The sequence below is a fragment of the Pseudomonas sp. MF6751 genome, from assembly GCF_016613265.1.
Classification (GTDB): Bacteria; Pseudomonadota; Gammaproteobacteria; order Pseudomonadales; family Pseudomonadaceae; genus Aquipseudomonas; species Aquipseudomonas fluorescens_BV.
Window position 1 is genome coordinate 127,664 of sequence record NZ_JAENSV010000012.1, and the last position, 17,699, is coordinate 145,362.

A 17,699-nucleotide genomic window follows, 5' to 3' on the forward strand; every position below is an offset into this window, starting at 1 on the left:
GAGGAGATAGCATGATCGTTCGTCCCGTACGCAGCAGCGATTTACCGGCCCTGATAGACCTGGCGCGCAGCACTGGCACCGGCCTCACCACCTTGCCGGCCAACGAAGAGCGCCTGACCCACCGGGTGGGCTGGGCGGAAAAAACCTTTCGCGGCGAAGCCGGGCGCGGCGATGCCGATTACCTGTTCGTGCTGGAAAACGACGAAGGCCGCGTGGTGGGAATCTCCGCCATTGCTGGCGCCGTTGGCCTGCGCGAGCCGTGGTACAACTTCCGGGTTGGGCTGACTGTCAGCGCTTCCCAGGAACTGAATATCTACCGTGAGATACCGACGCTGTTCCTGGCTAACGACCTCACCGGTAATTCCGAATTGTGCTCGTTGTTTTTGCATGCCGATTACCGCAACGGCCTCAACGGTCGCATGCTGGCCAAGGCGCGCATGTTGTTTATCGCCGAGTTCCCGCAACTGTTCGGCAACAAGATCATTGCCGAGATGCGCGGTGTGTCCAACGACGCCGGGCGTTCGCCGTTCTGGGAAAGCCTTGGCCGGCACTTCTTCAAGATGGAGTTCAGCCAGGCCGACTACCTCACGGGCGTGGGCAACAAAGCTTTTATCGCCGAGCTGATGCCCAAGTTCCCGCTGTACAGCTGCTTTCTCTCCGAAGACGCGCGCAATGTGATCGGCAAGGTCCACCCGGACACCGAGCCGGCGCTGAGCATGCTCAAGAGCGAAGGCTTCAGCTACCAGGGCTATGTGGATATTTTCGACGCCGGCCCGGCGGTGGAATGTGAAACCAGCAAGATCCGTGCGGTGCGCGACAGCCAGTCACTGGTGTTGGCCATCGGCACGCCGGGGGACGACGCCACGCCGTTCCTGATCCATAACCGCAAGCGCGAAGAATGCCGTATCACCGCCGCTCCGGCCCGTCTGGCGGCAGGTACGCTGGTGGTCGATCCACAGACCGCCAAGCGCCTGCAACTGGTGGTGGGTGATCAAGTGCGTGCTGTTGCGTTGTCTGCTGCTCGGGAGTCCAAATAATGAATTCGCTGTATATCGCAGGGAGCTGGCTGGCTGGCCAGGGTGAGCTGTTTGAATCGCGCAACCCGGTGACTCAGCAAGTGCTGTGGGCTGGCAATGGTGCCAGTGCTGAACAGGTCGAATCCGCCGTGCAGGCTGCGCGTCAGGCATTCCCGGCATGGGCCAAGCGCCCGCTCGAAGAACGCATCAGCGTGCTGGAAACCTTCGCCGCTAGGCTTAAAAGCCGTGCCGATGAAATCGCCCGCTGCATTGGCGAAGAAACCGGCAAGCCACTCTGGGAGTCGGCCACTGAAGTCACCAGCATGGCCAACAAGATTGCGATCTCGGTGCAAAGCTACCGCGAGCGTACCGGCGAGAAGAGCGGCCCCCTGGGCGACGCCACCGCTGTGTTGCGCCATAAACCCCACGGTGTGGTGGCGGTGTTCGGCCCTTACAACTTCCCTGGGCACTTGCCCAATGGGCACATCGTCCCGGCGTTGCTGGCGGGCAATACCGTGCTGTTCAAACCGAGCGAGCTGACCCCCAAGGTCGCCGAGCTGACCGTACAGTGCTGGATCGAAGCCGGTTTGCCGGCGGGCGTGCTCAACCTGCTGCAAGGCGCGCGGGAAACCGGCATCGCCCTGGCGGCCAACCCAGGCATCGACGGCCTGTTCTTTACCGGCTCCAGCCGCACCGGCAACCATTTGCACCAGCAATTCTCAGGGCGCCCCGACAAGATCCTGGCCCTGGAAATGGGCGGTAATAACCCGCTGGTCGTGGACGAAGTCGCCGACGTGGATGCGGCGGTGTACACCATCATCCAGTCGGCGTTTATCTCGGCGGGCCAGCGTTGCACCTGCGCGCGCCGCTTGCTGGTACCGCAAGGTGCCTGGGGTGATGCCTTGCTGGCGCGCCTGGTGGCGGTGAGTGCGAGCATTGAAGTGGGCGCTTTCGACCAGCAACCGGCGCCGTTCATGGGCTCGGTGATCTCCCTCGCTGCGGCCAAAACCCTGATGCAAGCCCAGGAACTGATGTTGGCCAACGGCGCGGTGGCGCTGCTGGAGATGACCCAGCCTCAGGCTCAGGCCGCTTTGTTGACCCCTGGAATCATCGACGTAACCGGGGTGACGGAACGTGAAGACGAAGAGCTGTTCGGCCCGCTGCTGCAGGTGATCCGCTATGCGGATTTTGCCGGTGCCATCGCTGAGGCCAACAACACCCAGTACGGCCTGGCCGCTGGCCTGTTGTCGGACTCCGAAGCGCGTTACCAGCAATTCTGGCTGGAAAGCCGCGCCGGTATCGTCAACTGGAACAAGCAGTTGACCGGCGCTGCCAGTACCGCACCGTTCGGTGGTGTCGGGGCGTCGGGCAATCATCGCGCCAGTGCCTATTACGCGGCGGATTATTGCGCGTACCCGGTGGCGTCGCTGGAGACGCCAAGCCTGATAGTCCCGGCAACGCTCACGCCAGGTATAACGCTGATCTAAATGTGGGAGCGGGCTTGCTCGCGAATGCGGTGTTTCATTCAACATTTGAAGTGACTGAACCACCGCTTTCGCGAGCAAGCCCGCTCCCACAATGGATCTGTGGTGTATTCAAGTGATTTGATGCCTATAAAAACAGATGTTCGTGGAGCCTCGCCGATGAAATCCTGTGAAGTCAATTTTGACGGTCTAGTGGGGCCGACCCATAACTACGGCGGTTTGTCCTTCGGCAACGTCGCGTCCCAAAGCAACAGCCAGCAGTCTTCCAACCCGAAGGAAGCGGCGTTGCAGGGCCTGCAGAAAATGAAAGCCCTGATGGACATGGGGTTTGTGCAAGGTGTGTTGGCGCCCCAGGAACGCCCGGACGTGGCCGCGTTGCGCAACCTCGGTTTCAATGGCACTGACGCCCAGGTGATTCAGCAGGCGGCCAAGCAGGCCATGCCTTTGCTGGTGGCCAGTTGCTCGGCATCCAGCATGTGGGTAGCCAACGCCGCCACCGTCAGCCCAAGCGCCGACACCGCAGACGGCCGTGTGCATTTCACCGCCGCCAACCTCAATTGCAAATACCACCGCAGCATCGAGCACCCCACCACCAGCCGAGTGCTGGGGGCGATGTTCGCCGATGGCAAGCATTTCGCTCACCACGCCGCCTTGCCGGCCGTGGCGCAATTTGGCGATGAAGGCGCGGCCAACCACACGCGTTTCTGTCGTGAGTACGGCGAGGCGGGCGTCGAGTTTTTCGTCTTCGGCCGTAGTGCTTTCGACCCCCGTTACCCGGCCCCGCAGAAGTACCCGGCGCGCCAGACCCTCGAAGCCTCCCAGGCCGTTGCGCGCCTGCATGGCTTGAAGGATGACGGTGTGGTCTACGCCCAGCAGAACCCGGCGGTGATCGACGCGGGTGTGTTCCACAACGATGTGATCGCAGTGGGCAACGGCGAAGTGCTGTTCTATCACGAGGATGCGTTCCTCAACACCGAACAGATGCTTGCCGAGCTGCACGGCAAGTTGGGTAAGTTGGGCGGCAACTTCCAGTCGGTTTGTGTGCCTCGCGCGTTGGTCAGTGTCGAGGACGCGGTGCGTTCCTACCTGTTCAACAGCCAGTTGCTGACTCGTCCTGACGGTTCGATGCTGCTGATCGTGCCGGAAGAGTGCCGCGCCAATGAGCGCGTGTGGCAGTACCTGCAAGGTCTGACCGCTTCCGGCGGGCTGATCCGCGAAGTCAAGGTCTTCGACCTCAAGCAAAGCATGCAGAATGGCGGCGGGCCGGCGTGCCTGCGCCTGCGCGTGGCGTTGAATGAAACCGAGCTGGCGGCCGTGAACCCAGGGGTTATCATGACCGCGCCGTTGTACGAAACCCTGACCCAATGGGTGGGCAAGCACTACCGCGACAGCCTGCGCGAAACCGACTTGGCTGACCCGCAGTTGCTGCTTGAGTGCCGGACGGCACTGGATGAACTGACGCAAATCCTTAAACTGGGCTCGGTTTATCCTTTCCAGATCAATTAATGCCACACGGCTGAGATATTTTATTTATGACCGACACCCTGAAACTCATCCTTGAAGACACCGACGGCACCCAGCTGGAAACCTCCTGCACCCGCGTCGCCGTGGTCTGGCAGGGCAAGGAGATCTGGATCCAGCACGATGGCCGCGGCCAACTGCTGATTGGCGTAGACGTAGAGGAGGGCGACGCCGAGTACGCCAACCTGCTGATGCGCCCATTGGCCACCAACCTGATGAGCCTGCAACTGGAAATGGAACCGGCCGACGTTGAAGGTGACGACGACGATCACGTCCATGGCCCAGGCTGCAACCACTAAGGAAGCTGCTTATGCTCGCCCTCGGCAAACTGCTTGAACTGACCCTCGCCGGTCGTGAACCGGCGCAAAAAATTCAACTGACTGTCGACGGCGTGCAGATGCGCTGGCTCAGCGAAGGCGCGCTTGAAGTGCGTCCTCCTGAAGCTCTGGACAACGGCAGCGACTTGCTGCTGTCGTCCGGCATCCATGGCAACGAAACCGCGCCGATCGAATTGCTCGACCGCCTGTTGCATGGCATTGCCCGCGGGGAGATCAAACCCCGCACCCGTATTCTGTTCCTGTTCGGTAATACCGAGGCCATGCGCCGCGGTGAGCGTTACCTCGAGCTGGACGTCAACCGGCTGTTCAATGGCCGTCATGAACAAAACATCGGCCCCGAAGCCATGCGCGCCGCCGAGCTTGAGCAATTGGCCCGCAGCTTTTTCAGCCTGCCTGGCCGCTCGCGCCTGCATTACGACCTGCATACCGCGATTCGTGGTTCGAAAATCGAGCAGTTCGCGTTGTATCCCTGGAAGGAAGGGCGCCAGCATTCGCGCCACGAGCTGGCACGCCTGCGCGCTGCCGGTATACAAGCGGTGTTGCTGCAGAATAAAACCTCGATCACCTTCACCGCGTTTACCTATGAACAGTTGGGCGCCGAGGCCTTCACCCTTGAATTGGGCAAGGCGCGACCATTCGGGCACAACGAGGGTGTAGACGTGCGTCTCCTGGAGGCTCGCCTCACGCAGATCATCGAAGGCACCGAGCCTGTGACCGAGAGCCTGGACGGCCTGCAGCTGTTTGCCGTGTCCCGTGAAGTGATCAAGCATAGCGACGCGTTCCTGTTGCACCTGCCGGCGGATGTGGAAAACTTCTCGCCGTTGGCCAAGGGCTACCTGTTGGCCGAAGACGTGGCCAAGACCCGTTGGGTGATCGAGGAGGAGGGCGCGCATATCATTTTCCCCAACCCGAAGGTCAAGAATGGCCTACGGGCGGGGATATTAATTGTGCCGACCTCAGAAGACGCCGCGGAGCTTAAATAGGGTTAAAGGAATACTGTTTGCGCGGCGGCATGTTCAGTTCTTCGCGGATACCATTCTCACTGAATGACACCGGGTTGGAATTGGTGGGTGGAGTCGACGGGTCGTTGTCGAAGTCGAAAGGGGCGGCGTCTGTAGGCAGGCCCACCGCCTGCAGTTCGCTGTTGCGGATGAGCGGACGGGCCTTGTCGCCGTCGACACCGTCCTCGCTGTATCCTGGCAGGGTGGTTCCGGTGACCGCGTTGTACGCATGGCACAGCTCGTGATAAAGCAACGGTATGTTGGTCATTCGATTGCCGATGAACGTCGGATTGTAGTAGATCGAACCACCGTAGGCCGGTATGCCCCGTTGATTATTCTCAATGAATGACCTGGGTTCCGATTCGTTGCTCGGCGCAAACAGCCCGTTGCTCTCATCTTGCAACTCATAGATATTGATTGGGGTGCCGCCTATCAATTGCGCGGCGTACAGCGCTTGCAGCAATTGTTGCCCGTTCGGCGATTGGGCCAGCAGCGAGAGGTCATCGTTTACTCGTTGTTGAAACTGGAGGCTACCGACTACTCGAACGCCGCTGTGGATCAGAGGGTAGTAATTGATATCGGTCACCCGCGCTTGCTGGACATCTATTGGCGAGCTGTTCCCTGATGTGGAAGCGGGCACGCTGAACTGCTGCGCAGCAACAAGGATGGTGTTGGAGTCTTTGAAGACTATGTCCCTCGGCTTGAGCTGAAGTGCCAGATCCATGCCGTGTCCGGCATACATCACATTGCTGTGCGGGCCTGCCTGTAAAATATCATCGCCTGGCCCACCCACCAGGATGTTGTGCTTGCCTCCCCCTGTCAGATGATCATGGCCCTCTCCGCCATTGATAAAGGCCTGCCCTTGGGCGCCAATGACGGTATCGTCCCCGGCGCCGGAGTAGACCGTCATGTCACCGTCGGCGAGGGCAACAACCCTGTCGTTTCCATCACCTGCCTCGATATAGCAGGCGCCTCGCCGAGTCAGGATCATATCTTCGCCGGGGCCGGCGAAAATGCGCGAGTAGCCGCCTCCGGCCCAGATGCGATCACTGCCTTCACCGGCGTCGATCAGGATGGGGTGGGTGACATCGTCGGCAACATTAATAAGGTCATCACCGCCCTGTGTCCGGAACACCACGAACTGATTGAGCCCGTTCAGGGTGACATGGAAACGTTGCGTATTGACTATGACGCTGAGGCCTTCACCTTCGCCTTGCGCGGGGAGGTCGACGCAGATTCGGTCGGCTTTATCGGTGGTTGTGAACACAAGGTAATCGTGCAGCTCATCGGCCAATTCGCGCTCGACAAGCACGGTATTATCGGCATGCAGCGTGATGAACGCTAACGGCAGTTGGGCGTGCGGGCCCCTTTGGAGGTTTTTGGTGCGGTTGATGGGGTCGCTGATTCGTCCGTCAATCATCCAGACGTTATCGGGAGCGCGCGGAGCGCTTGGAAGGGTAATCTCAGACATGCTGACTCCGTTGATGATGGGAACTCTTTTGAGGTAAGCCTCAAAACCATTACATCGTCGGTACATCAATCACTGGTTTTACTTATATATATGCCCTGTCGATCCAAAGAAACTCGGCTGGACAGGGCTCGGATGCAATCAGCTAACGCGCTTTTGCGGCTCGCTTTGATAGATCGCCCGCACTTTGTGCAGGGTATCGGCGCAGGTACGCGCAGCTTCCTGACCCTTGTGCACGAAGTGCTCATAGAAGAACGTGGTGTGCTCGCTGCCGGCATGGAAGTGGTGCGGCGTCAGGGACACCGAGAACACCGGCACTTCAGTTTCCAACTGCACCTGCATCAGGCCGCTGACCACTGATTGCGCGACGAATTCGTGACGGTAGATGCCACCGTCCACCACCAGCGCGGCAGCGACGATCCCGGCGTAACGGCCGGTCTTGGCCAGCAACTTGGCGTGTAGGGGCATTTCAAAGGCGCCGCCGACTTCGAAGAAGTCGATGTCCGATTCCTGATAACCCTGGGCGATCATTTCGGCGAGGAAGCCTTTGCGCGATTGGTCGACAATATCCTTGTGCCAGCAGGCCTGGATAAACGCGACGCGCTCGCCGTGATGGTTTTTGCTTTTGCTGTCGATTGCGGTGGGTTGCATGTTCTGACTCCTGTTTAAGAAAAAAACAGGGCGTTATGAATCGAATGGGATTTAAGGGTACGCATGCGCAAACAGGCGCGCGGCCCTTAGGTGCCAATCCCGTTCTCTCTTCATCCGGACTATGACCGTCGGCCCCGGGATCACACCGGGTCTGCTGACCTTGTCGCCGTCCTGCCTGAGCAGTTCAAGGCGCCAAGCGCTCGCGGGCTATGCACATTGCGTGCAATTACCGCCGGTGGGGAATTGCACCCCGCCCTGAGAACGTTGCCGCCAGAACCCTGGCGGCGGAGAGTTTTTAACATGGTTTTTCGAAAACTGCACGGCTGCCGTCTCGATAACTTATATCGGTTTGATTGGTTGGTATTCGAATGAATGCAATAGGGGCTTGATATTCCGTGGCTTTGCCCGCAGTAATCACACACAAAAGGACTTATCCACTCCGTTAGAGGCCCCCTTCATGACCGTGATCGACCTGCGCAGCGACACAGTGACCCAACCTACCCCCGGCATGCTCGACGCAATGGCCAGCGCCGTCAGCGGCGATGATGTTTATGGTGAAGACCCCAGCGTCAACCGCTTGGAGGCTGAGTTGGCCAAGCGCCTGGGCTTTGCCGCGGCGCTGTTCGTACCCACCGGCACCATGAGCAACCTGCTGGCGTTGATGGCTCACTGTGAGCGCGGCGAGGAATATATCGTCGGCCAGCAAGCCCACACCTACAAATATGAAGGTGGCGGTGCGGCGGTGCTGGGGTCGATCCAGCCGCAGCCCCTGGAAGTGCAAGCTGATGGCTCCCTTGATCTGAACCAGGTGCTTGCAGCCATCAAGCCCGACGACTTCCACTTCGCGCGCACGCGCCTGCTGGCGCTGGAAAACACCATGCAGGGCAAAGTGCTGCCGCTGGATTACCTGGCCAAGGCCCGTGCATTTACCCACGAGCACGGCTTGGCCCTGCACTTGGATGGCGCCCGTCTCTACAACGCGGCAGTCAAGCTGGGCGTGGATGCGCGAGAAATCGCCCAGCATTTCGATTCGGTGTCGGTGTGCCTGTCCAAGGGCCTTGGCGCGCCGGTCGGTTCGGTGCTGTGTGGCTCGGCGGCGCTGATCGCCAAGGCTCGGCGCTTGCGCAAGATGGTCGGCGGCGGCATGCGCCAGGCCGGCTCACTGGCGGCGGCGGGGTTGTATGCTCTGGATCATCAGGTGCAGCGCCTGGCTGACGACCATGCCAACGCGCAATGGCTGGGCGATGAGTTACGCAAGGCCGGCTACAGCGTCGAGCCGGTGCAGACCAATATGGTGTATGTGCAGGTAGGCGATCAGGCGCAGGCGCTGAAGGCCTTTGCGGCCGAGCGTGGGGTCAAGTTGAGTGCCGCACCGCGCCTGCGCATGGTCACCCATCTGGACGTCAGCCGGGCGCAGATCGAGCAAGTGCTGCAGACATTCGTCGCGTTTTCGCAGAAATGACAGTGCAGGCCGTCTAATTGACTGTTTCTATCACATAAACACGCTGTACCACCGGCAAAGGGCCGATATAATGCGGCCCTTTGCCGTCGCTCCGTCTGATGATGTTGCGCACTGGCCTTTGGCCGCAGCCTCCGTGGAAGAACCTAATGAAAAGCGCAGAAATCCGTGAAGCCTTCCTTCGCTTCTTCGAAGAGCAAGGTCACACCCGTGTAGCCTCCAGCTCCTTGATCCCAGGCAATGACCCAACCCTGCTGTTCACTAACGCGGGGATGAACCAGTTCAAGGACTGCTTCCTGGGCCAGGAAAAGCGCGCCTACACCCGCGCTACCAGCAGCCAGAAGTGCGTACGCGCCGGCGGCAAGAACAGTGACCTGGAAAACGTCGGCTACACCGCTCGTCACCACACCTTTTTCGAGATGCTGGGTAACTTCAGCTTCGGCGACTATTTCAAGAAAGACGCGATCACGTTCGCCTGGACCTTCCTCACCGGCGTGCTGAAGCTGCCCAAGGAAAAGCTCTGGGTCACCGTGTACGCGACGGACGATGAAGCGTATGACATCTGGACCCAGGAAATCGGTGTACCTGCCGAGCGCATGATCCGTATCGGTGACAACAAAGGCGCGCCCTACGCGTCCGATAACTTCTGGACCATGGGCGATACCGGCCCGTGCGGCCCGTGCACCGAGATTTTCTACGATCACGGCGACGATATCTGGGGTGGCCCGCCAGGCTCGCCGGAAGAAGACGGCGACCGTTACATCGAGATCTGGAACAACGTGTTCATGCAGTTCAACCGCACCGCCGATGGCGTGTTGCATCCGCTGCCGGCACCGTCGGTGGACACCGGCATGGGCCTGGAGCGGATCAGTGCGGTGATGCAGCACGTTCACTCCAACTACGAAATCGACCTGTTCACCAACCTGCTGAGCGCCTCGGCGGCGGCCATTGGCTGCGCCAATGAAGGCCAGTCTTCGCTCAAGGTGGTGTCGGACCACATCCGTTCCTGCGGTTTTCTTATCGCCGACGGCGTGCTGCCGTCCAACGAAGGCCGTGGCTACGTGCTGCGTCGCATCATCCGTCGCGCGTGCCGCCACGGTAACAAGCTGGGCGCTACCGGCAGCTTCTTTTACAAGATCGTGGCCGCGCTGGTTGCCGAGATGGGCGATGCCTTCCCGGAACTCAAGCAACAGCAAAGCAACATCGAGCGGGTACTCAAGGCTGAAGAGGAGCAATTCTCCAAGACCCTGGAGCATGGCCTGAAGATTCTGGAACAGGACCTGGCTGAGCTCAAAGGCACCGTGGTGCCGGGTGATGTGGTGTTCAAGTTGTACGACACCTATGGTTTCCCGATGGACCTGACTGCCGACATCGCCCGCGAGCGTGAGTTGACCGTCGACGAAGCCGGTTTCGAGCGTGAGATGGAAGCCCAGCGCGTGCGCGCACGTTCGGCCAGCTCCTTTGGCCTGGACTACAACACCCTGGTCAAGGTTGACGTACCGACCGAGTTCACCGGCTACAAGGCGACTGCGGGCTCGGCCAAGATCGTCGCCATCTATAAAGACGGTAAGTCGGTCGACGTGTTGAGCGAAGGTGAAGAGGCGGTTGTGGTACTGGACCAGACGCCTTTCTATGCCGAGTCGGGTGGCCAGATTGGCGATTGCGGTTTCCTGAGCTCGACATCCGGTCGTTTTGATGTGCGCGACACCACCAAGACCGGCGGGGCTTTCCTGCATCACGGTGTGCTGGTGCTGGGCAACTTGACCGTGGGCGCACCGGTAGACACCCAGGTCGATGCCGACGTACGGCATGCCACGGCGTTGAACCACTCGGCCACTCACTTGCTGCACGCCGCGCTGCGCCAGGTGCTGGGCGAGCACGTGCAGCAAAAAGGTTCGTTGGTGGACAGCCAGCGCCTGCGTTTTGACTTCAGCCACTTTGAAGCGATCAAGCCTGAGCAGATCAAGGCGCTGGAAGACATCGTCAACGCCGAGATTCGCAAGAACACCCCGGTTGAAACCGAAGAAACCGATATCGAGACCGCCAGGAATAAAGGCGCCATGGCGCTGTTTGGCGAGAAGTACGGCGACGAAGTCCGCGTACTGAGCATGGGCGGCAGCTTCTCGGTAGAGCTCTGTGGTGGCATCCACGCCAACCGCACCGGCGATATCGGCCTGCTCAAGATCATCAGCGAAGGTGGTGTGGCCTCGGGCGTACGTCGTATTGAAGCGGTAACCGGTGCTGCGGCCCTGGCTTACCTCAATGCAGCCGAAGAACAACTCAAGGAAGCGGCCGGCCTGGTCAAGGGCAGCCGCGACAACCTGATCGACAAGCTGTCCGCCGTGCTGGAGCGCAATCGTGCGCTGGAGAAACAGCTGGAGCAGTTGCAGGCCAAGGCGGCGAGCGCTGCGGGCGATGACCTATCGGCCGCGGCGGTTGACGTCAAGGACGTAAAAGTCCTGGCTGCGCGCCTGGACGGCCAGGATGGCAAGGCGCTGTTGGCCTTGGTCGATCAGTTGAAGAACAAGCTCGGTCGCGCAGTGATCCTGCTCGGCAGTGTCCATGAGGATAAGGTCGTTCTGGTTGCTGGTGTAACCAAGGACCTGACTGGCCAACTCAAAGCCGGTGATTTGATGAAGCAAGCCGCTGCGACAGTGGGCGGCAAGGGCGGTGGTCGTCCGGACATGGCGCAGGGCGGTGGTGTCGATGCCGCAGCCTTGGACGCGGCGCTGGCCTTGACCGTGCCATTTGTCGAGGCAGGTATTTAAAGCACTGTTAACCGGCCCGTGGTCTAGTCACGGGCTTGTTCAGTGCGGGTGGATTGGAAATTAGGCGCCCCTTTACGGGCTGAGGCGGCTTGGAAATGGCTTTGATCGTACAGAAATTTGGAGGCACCTCGGTCGGTTCTGTCGAAAGAATCGAGCAGGTCGCCGACAAGGTTAAGAAGTTCCGCGATGCTGGCGATGACCTGGTAGTGGTGCTGTCGGCCATGAGTGGCGAGACCAATCGCCTGATCGATCTGGCCAAGGCCATCAGCGGTGATCAACAGCCGCTGCCGCGCGAGCTGGATGTGATCGTCTCCACGGGCGAGCAGGTAACCATTGCGCTGTTGGCCATGGCGCTGAACAAGCGTGGCGTGCCAGCGGTGTCCTACACTGGTAGCCAGGTGCGCATTCTTACAGACAGCGCACATACCAAGGCGCGGATCCTGCAGATTGATGATCAGAAAATTCGCACTGATCTGAAAGCAGGGCGCGTGGTAGTTGTAGCGGGTTTCCAGGGCGTGGATGAGCACGGCAACATCACCACGCTGGGTCGTGGCGGTTCGGACACCACCGGTGTGGCCCTGGCGGCAGCGCTCAAGGCTGACGAATGCCAGATCTATACCGATGTGGATGGCGTCTACACCACTGACCCACGCGTCGTGCCAGTGGCCCAGCGCCTTGACAAGATTACCTTTGAAGAAATGCTGGAAATGGCCAGCCTTGGTTCCAAGGTGTTGCAGATTCGCGCGGTGGAGTTCGCCGGCAAGTACAACGTTCCGCTGCGCGTATTGCACAGCTTCAAGGAGGGTCCGGGCACCCTCATTACTATTGATGAAGAGGAATCCATGGAACAGCCGATCATTTCCGGCATCGCTTTCAATCGCGATGAAGCCAAGCTGACGATCCGTGGCGTGCCAGACACCCCAGGCGTGGCTTTCAAGATTCTGGGGCCTGTCAGCGATGCGAATGTTGAAGTCGACATGATCGTGCAGAACGTTTCGCACGACAACACCACCGATTTCACCTTCACCGTGCACCGCAATGAATACGATGCAGCATTGAAAATCCTGCAGAACACTGCGAGCGAGATTGGCGCCCGTGAAGTGGTCGGCGATACCAAGATTGCCAAGGTGTCGATCGTCGGGGTGGGCATGCGTTCCCATGCTGGCGTTGCCAGCCGTATGTTCGGGGCTCTTGCCAAAGAAGGTATCAACATCCAGATGATTTCCACCTCGGAAATCAAAGTATCGGTCGTCCTCGAAGAGAAGTACCTGGAGCTGGCTGTACGCGCGCTGCATACGGCTTTTGAGTTGGATGCTCCGGCCCGACAGGGCGAGTGATGCGTTGCCAGGAAGGCGCGGTTTACCGCGCCTTTCATTTTTTTGTGGGGTACATGGTCTTTTGCATGGGCTCGACAATACTTAGCGAGTAGGGCTACGACCTTTTGGTTGTAGGTCGAATGCTTTTTTTTTGCAGACTGTTGTTCCTGAACTGAAATGCGTGAGGTGAAAGGTATGCTGATTCTGACTCGTCGTTGCGCAGAAAGCCTGATTATCGGTGATGGCGAAATCACTGTGACCGTGCTCGGCGTCAAAGGCAATCAAGTACGTATTGGGGTTAACGCTCCGAAAGAGGTGGCGGTCCACCGCGAGGAAATCTACCTGCGGATCAAGAAAGAGAAGGACGAAGAACCAAGCCTTTAATTTTTATCGTTTTTTATGTTTGCAAACGGGGAGGAACGTGGTTAATATACGCCCCGTGTTGCGGAGAGCTGGCCGAGTGGCCGAAGGCGCTCCCCTGCTAAGGGAGTACACCTCAAAAGGGTGTCGGGGGTTCGAATCCCCCGTTCTCCGCCATTATTTGCTTAGTACGTTGCAATCTGGTTTTTTCGGTAAGTTGTTGAAAATACTCGAAAAAATAGCTTTACATAGAGATTGAACGGCCTATAATGCGCGGCAACAAATGCACTCGTAGCTCAGCTGGATAGAGTACTCGGCTACGAACCGAGCGGTCACAGGTTCGAATCCTGTCGAGTGCACCATTTAAGAGTTAGTTGCAGCGATGCAGGTAGCTTGGCTTTAACCAGTTGTGATCTGGTCTAAAAACACAATCTGCACTCGTAGCTCAGCTGGATAGAGTACTCGGCTACGAACCGAGCGGTCACAGGTTCGAATCCTGTCGAGTGCACCATACAAACAAAAAGCCCGCCTAGTGCGGGCTTTTTGCCGTCTGGCGTTTGTATAGGTTTTATTTGGCACGCTCCTTTTTCTCCCTTCTCATGTGTTTTCCCTCGCGCCTGCGTCGTCGCATTTCATAGATGCAGCCAATACTGAGCTTTGGCGTGCAAGCGCTTGTTCTTTCCAGTTTTTTAACGTTTAAAACGTCCGGGCGGTGTATCATGCGCCCGTCAGCCCCGCCGGGGCTTGTGGAATACCTCCATGGACTTACCCAGTAGTTACTCAGTACCCCGTTTTACCAATCATGAATTGACTGATTGATCCTTCCGGCGTGCCCCGCTGCTGGGAGTGGAGTTCGCCTATGACCGAAGTAGAAGTAAAGAAAACACAAGAAAGCCTGCAGGATCGTCTGGCTCAAGTTATCGAGCTGCTGCAGCGCCAGCGCGTGGTCGAAGACCTCACGCACCGCCAGGAAGGTCCGAACCACGACCGCGTCGAAAACCTGGTTCACCGGCAAAACCTCGTCGAGTTGCAACGCAAGCTCGATGACCTGCACTCCGCCGACGTCGCTTATATTCTTGAAGCCTTGCCGCTGGATGATCGACTGACCCTGTGGCAGTTGGTGAAGGCTGATCGCGACGGTGACATCCTTCTGGAAGTGTCGGACTCGGTGCGTGAGACGCTCATCGCCGACATGGATGACCACGAACTCCTGGCTGCTGCCAAGGAGATGGATGCGGACGAGCTTGCTGACCTGGCCCCTGAGCTGCCCCGTGATGTTGTCCATGAGTTGATGGAAGCGCTCGACACGCAGCAGCGTGAGCGTGTGCGTTCCGCGCTGTCGTACGACGAGGATCAGGTCGGCGCCCTGATGGACTTCGAGATGGTCACCATCCGCGAAGACGTCAGCCTGGAAGTGGTGTTGCGTTACCTGCGCCGCCTCAAAGAGTTGCCCGGCCACACCGACAAATTGTTTGTGGTCGACTATGAGGGCATCCTCAAAGGCGTTTTGCCGATCAAGCGCCTGCTGGTCAATGATCCGGAGAAAAAAGTTGCTGACCTGATGGCCAGCGATACCGTGAGCTTCCACCCGGACGAAGATGCCTACGACGCGGCCCAGGCATTCGAGCGTTACGACTTGATCTCGGCTCCCGTGGTGGATAAGAACGGCAAGTTGATCGGTCGTCTGACCATCGATGAAATCGTCGACTTGATCCGTGAGGAAAGTGAAACCGAAGTCCTCAACATGGCGGGTTTGCGTGAAGAGGAAGATATTTTCGCGTCGGTCTGGCGTTCACTGCATAACCGCTGGGCCTGGCTGGCTATCAATCTGATTACCGCGTTTATCGCTTCTCGCGTGATCGGATTGTTTGAAGGCTCCATCGAGAAGCTGGTTGCCTTGGCGGCGTTGATGCCGATTGTGGCGGGCATTGGCGGCAACTCCGGGAACCAGACCATCACCATGATCGTGCGCGCCATGGCGCTGGACCAGGTCAGTACCGCCAATTCCTCACGGCTGTTGCGCAAGGAACTGGCTGTAGGCCTCATAAACGGATTGGTGTGGGGTGGCGTGATTGGCGTGGTGGCCTACTTGCTCTACGGCAGTTGGTCTCTGGGTGTGGTAATGACTGCGGCCATGACCCTTAACCTGTTGCTGGCGGCCTTGATGGGGGTATTGATCCCCATGACCCTGGCGCGTCTAGGTCGCGATCCCGCCATGGGTGCCAGTGTGATGATCACGGCCATGACTGACAGTGGTGGTTTCTTCATCTTCCTGGGCCTGGCAACGATCTTCCTGCTCTGATCCTTCCCGCGGGGGCAAACCTGCCCTCGCTTTGTTTCTTATTCCCAAACTCCCAGCAAAAAAAAGCCAGCACAGGGCTGGCTTCGGCTTTCAGGTGTCAATCAATTGGCTTCTGCGGCCGCCTCCACGTCGTGCGCGATCAGCGAGACGAGAGCATTTTGCTGGCGGTGGGAGAGCTGACGAAAACGCTGCAGCAGTTCGCGTTCGTGCAGTGACAGCTCGGGGCTGTCCAGGCGCATGCTCAGCTCTTCACCCAAGGCACCTTCCTGAATAAGGCTTTGTTCCAGGCGTGCGATGATTTCGGAGTTCATGCTGCGGTGATGATTGCGAGCCACCTCGGCAATGCGTTCCCGCATTCCGTCTGGCAGACGTACGACGAATTTGTCAGCCGTACGGCTGGAATAAATTGCCTGTTTCAATGGGCGCATATATTTAACCGGTTAGTTCAGGGGAGCGGTTTCTGGAATTGGCCGCAAGATGAGTGTTAAGACAAGGCTCACGACCAAAGTTCAACCCGAATTGCAAAGAGGCCGCATCATGCCTCAGATTTGCCATTTCATTGGCGTCAATTCTGTGACAAATATTGAACCGCCTACAGGCTTTATGCCAGTACTGATTTGCGTTTTTGCGGACTGGTTGGAAAAATTTCCCGCAGCTGCAGCGAAGCTCGGCAATCTTCGTCCAGGCCTGCGCGGAATCTGAGTCGAAGGGCGCCCTTCCTATAGGGATATGGCCTTTTGCCCTCAAGCTTAAGGTTAGTAGCTGTTCGGCTATTTACGAGTGTCAGGCGACATAAGGTAGGGAGGAGGGCGGCTGGGTAGGGCTAGCGAAGGAGTGGATCGAATTTGATTCGGCGACCCTTGATGAGTGCCATTATCAGTAGGCTGCCCAGCACGGCGCTTGCGACGAAGGCTAGGGTTTGAGCTTGTTGTGAGGTGGCTCCCAGGCCTAGTGCGGCGGACATGAGGGTCAGGCACAGAAATAACCAGGCAGATTTGGACATGAATAATTTTCTCAGAAAACCCAATGCTCGGCCGCTGGGGCAGATTGGGTATCTTGGGTCAGGCGGATGGGGGACTGGGGGTTGGCAGTCATCAGTGCCAGTTGAGGGCGCTGTTGCAGATGGTGGGGAATGGCTTGGCTGATTTGCGCGCCGTCTTCAGTAGTGGTCGGCTGAAAATGAAACGTCACCACCGCGGCCAGTGCCACAGCGTTCAGTGCTAATAGAAGGGCGCTGTTCATAGTCATGGTCTCCACGGTGCCTGGAACGATTGGTTTTGTATGTATGACTTTGCAGATGTCGTGCCAACCTATTAGGCCAATAAAAACAAAGGGTTAGATTTAATTCGTGGGGGTTTGAGGTTGCAGTTTGCAATGATGGCATATTGGCGCAGTGCAATTTGCACGATGCATCTGAAGGCTTTAGTCTGCAGCGAGAGGCTTTGAATGCATTCGCAGGTATCGGCCTACATTCAAAATGCCAACGGACGACATGACAAAACCAGCCTCGGCCGTTAAGATGCACGCCGTCTGTCGCTAGCCCTTCCGGGTAAGCATTTGGCATTTGTCCCAGTAGCTCAATTGGATAGAGCATCCCCCTCCTAAGGGGAAGGTTGGCCGTTCGAACCGGCCCTGGGACACCATCTCTGTTGAGTTTTCCCTTTCCGGTATTCGCCGGTCTAAACAACACTCTTTCTCGCTCCTCGCTTTCGCAGGTCTCGGCCGGGCTTCTTCCGGTTGGAGCTCGATGCATTTGTGTTGGGGGGTATTCACGCCCCAGGGCTATACGCTTCTTCTTATATAGAAGAGGCGGCGAGGCATCCTGATTTTATAGGCGAATGGGTTTTTAGCTTTTTTGCGGATAAGGGGTTGACGTTCATGGCGATCCCTGTAGAATTCGCCTCCCGCTTACGAGAGATCGCAAGCGCAAGTGGTTGAAGTTGTTGAAGAAATCTTCGAAAACTTCTGAAAATAACCACTTGACAGCAAATGAGGCTGCTGTAGAATGCGCGCCT

Annotated in this window: 17 protein-coding genes, 4 tRNA genes and 1 riboswitch; of the genes, 15 read left to right on the forward strand and 6 right to left on the reverse strand. The window is 58.2% G+C overall.

Annotated elements, in window-relative coordinates; genetic code table 11:
- The first annotated feature begins 11 nt into the window (after nt 1–11).
- From astA to astE, 5 genes are all read left to right on the forward strand, one after another.
- Nucleotides 12–1,037 carry an arginine N-succinyltransferase gene (gene astA, locus JJD66_RS12970; protein WP_003193612.1) on the forward strand — a complete coding sequence of 342 codons (1,026 nt, stop codon included), beginning with the start codon at nt 12–14 and terminating at the stop codon, nt 1,035–1,037.
- Nucleotides 1,034–2,503 (forward strand): succinylglutamate-semialdehyde dehydrogenase, encoded by a 1,470-nt coding sequence (gene astD, locus JJD66_RS12975; RefSeq protein WP_200648328.1) that lies wholly within the window; start codon nt 1,034–1,036, stop codon nt 2,501–2,503. The genes astA and astD overlap by 4 nt, the downstream gene beginning before the upstream one ends.
- Before the next feature lie 156 nt (nt 2,504–2,659).
- Nucleotides 2,660–4,006, forward strand: coding sequence for an N-succinylarginine dihydrolase (gene astB, locus JJD66_RS12980; RefSeq protein ID WP_105228047.1), 1,347 nt, complete (start codon nt 2,660–2,662; stop codon nt 4,004–4,006).
- A gap of 26 nt (nt 4,007–4,032) precedes the next feature.
- On the forward strand, nt 4,033–4,320 hold the full coding sequence (locus tag JJD66_RS12985) for a hypothetical protein (RefSeq protein WP_003175651.1): 288 nt from the start codon (nt 4,033–4,035) through the stop codon (nt 4,318–4,320).
- Between the two features lie 11 nt (nt 4,321–4,331).
- Complete coding sequence (gene astE / locus JJD66_RS12990) at nt 4,332–5,342, forward strand: succinylglutamate desuccinylase (protein WP_200648321.1); 1,011 nt, start codon at nt 4,332–4,334, stop codon at nt 5,340–5,342.
- Here astE and JJD66_RS12995 read toward each other — a convergent pair.
- Complete coding sequence (locus tag JJD66_RS12995; RefSeq protein ID WP_200648322.1) at nt 5,335–6,831, reverse strand: M91 family zinc metallopeptidase; 1,497 nt, start codon at nt 6,829–6,831, stop codon at nt 5,335–5,337. The genes astE and JJD66_RS12995 overlap by 8 nt on opposite strands.
- Nucleotides 6,832–6,969: 138 nt before the next feature.
- Nucleotides 6,970–7,479, reverse strand: a complete 510-nt coding sequence (locus tag JJD66_RS13000; protein WP_054922336.1) for a 6,7-dimethyl-8-ribityllumazine synthase — start codon at nt 7,477–7,479, stop codon at nt 6,970–6,972.
- 97 nt (nt 7,480–7,576) lie between these two features.
- A riboswitch (FMN riboswitch) is annotated at nt 7,577–7,746 on the reverse strand.
- Between the two features lie 190 nt (nt 7,747–7,936).
- Here JJD66_RS13000 and ltaE point away from each other — a divergent pair.
- The 8 genes from ltaE (at nt 7,937) to mgtE (ending at nt 15,684) form a co-directional block, all read left to right on the forward strand.
- Entirely contained in the window at nt 7,937–8,941 is a 1,005-nt protein-coding gene (gene ltaE / locus JJD66_RS13005; RefSeq protein ID WP_034128464.1) for a low-specificity L-threonine aldolase, read from the forward strand.
- A 146-nt stretch (nt 8,942–9,087) separates the two neighbouring features.
- Nucleotides 9,088–11,706, forward strand: coding sequence for an alanine--tRNA ligase (gene alaS, locus JJD66_RS13010; RefSeq protein ID WP_014719590.1), 2,619 nt, complete (start codon nt 9,088–9,090; stop codon nt 11,704–11,706).
- A 95-nt stretch (nt 11,707–11,801) separates the two neighbouring features.
- Complete coding sequence (locus JJD66_RS13015; protein WP_003193595.1) at nt 11,802–13,043, forward strand: aspartate kinase; 1,242 nt, start codon at nt 11,802–11,804, stop codon at nt 13,041–13,043.
- 174 nt (nt 13,044–13,217) lie between these two features.
- Nucleotides 13,218–13,406: a carbon storage regulator CsrA gene (gene csrA / locus JJD66_RS13020; RefSeq protein ID WP_003175645.1), complete on the forward strand. Its 189-nt coding sequence runs from the start codon at nt 13,218–13,220 to the stop codon at nt 13,404–13,406.
- 62 nt (nt 13,407–13,468) lie between these two features.
- Nucleotides 13,469–13,559, forward strand: a tRNA-Ser gene (locus JJD66_RS13025).
- Nucleotides 13,560–13,667: 108 nt separating this feature from the next.
- Nucleotides 13,668–13,744, forward strand: a tRNA-Arg gene (locus tag JJD66_RS13030).
- A gap of 72 nt (nt 13,745–13,816) precedes the next feature.
- Nucleotides 13,817–13,893 (forward strand) — tRNA-Arg (locus tag JJD66_RS13035).
- A 348-nt stretch (nt 13,894–14,241) separates the two neighbouring features.
- Nucleotides 14,242–15,684 (forward strand): magnesium transporter, encoded by a 1,443-nt coding sequence (gene mgtE, locus JJD66_RS13040; protein WP_003193593.1) that lies wholly within the window; start codon nt 14,242–14,244, stop codon nt 15,682–15,684.
- Nucleotides 15,685–15,785: 101 nt separating this feature from the next.
- On the opposite strand, the gene JJD66_RS13045 is transcribed toward mgtE, so the two are convergent.
- Nucleotides 15,786–16,112 (reverse strand): Arc family DNA-binding protein, encoded by a 327-nt coding sequence (locus JJD66_RS13045; protein ID WP_003193592.1) that lies wholly within the window; start codon nt 16,110–16,112, stop codon nt 15,786–15,788.
- A 49-nt stretch (nt 16,113–16,161) separates the two neighbouring features.
- On the opposite strand from JJD66_RS13045, the gene JJD66_RS13050 reads away from it, so the two are divergent.
- Nucleotides 16,162–16,386 (forward strand): hypothetical protein, encoded by a 225-nt coding sequence (locus JJD66_RS13050; protein ID WP_200648329.1) that lies wholly within the window; start codon nt 16,162–16,164, stop codon nt 16,384–16,386.
- A gap of 121 nt (nt 16,387–16,507) precedes the next feature.
- Here the strand turns inward: JJD66_RS13050 and JJD66_RS28040 are convergent, their stop codons facing one another.
- Nucleotides 16,508–16,687 carry a PA3371 family protein gene (locus JJD66_RS28040; RefSeq protein ID WP_072448858.1) on the reverse strand — a complete coding sequence of 60 codons (180 nt, stop codon included), beginning with the start codon at nt 16,685–16,687 and terminating at the stop codon, nt 16,508–16,510.
- An 11-nt stretch (nt 16,688–16,698) separates the two neighbouring features.
- Nucleotides 16,699–16,926, reverse strand: a complete 228-nt coding sequence (locus JJD66_RS13055) for a hypothetical protein (RefSeq protein ID WP_200648323.1) — start codon at nt 16,924–16,926, stop codon at nt 16,699–16,701.
- Between the two features lie 324 nt (nt 16,927–17,250).
- On the opposite strand from JJD66_RS13055, the gene JJD66_RS13060 reads away from it, so the two are divergent.
- Nucleotides 17,251–17,327 (forward strand) — tRNA-Arg (locus JJD66_RS13060).
- Nucleotides 17,328–17,480: 153 nt separating this feature from the next.
- On the opposite strand, the gene JJD66_RS28045 is transcribed toward JJD66_RS13060, so the two are convergent.
- A partial coding sequence (locus JJD66_RS28045; protein ID WP_219857450.1) for a hypothetical protein occupies nt 17,481–17,699 on the reverse strand: 219 nt, incomplete at its 5' end.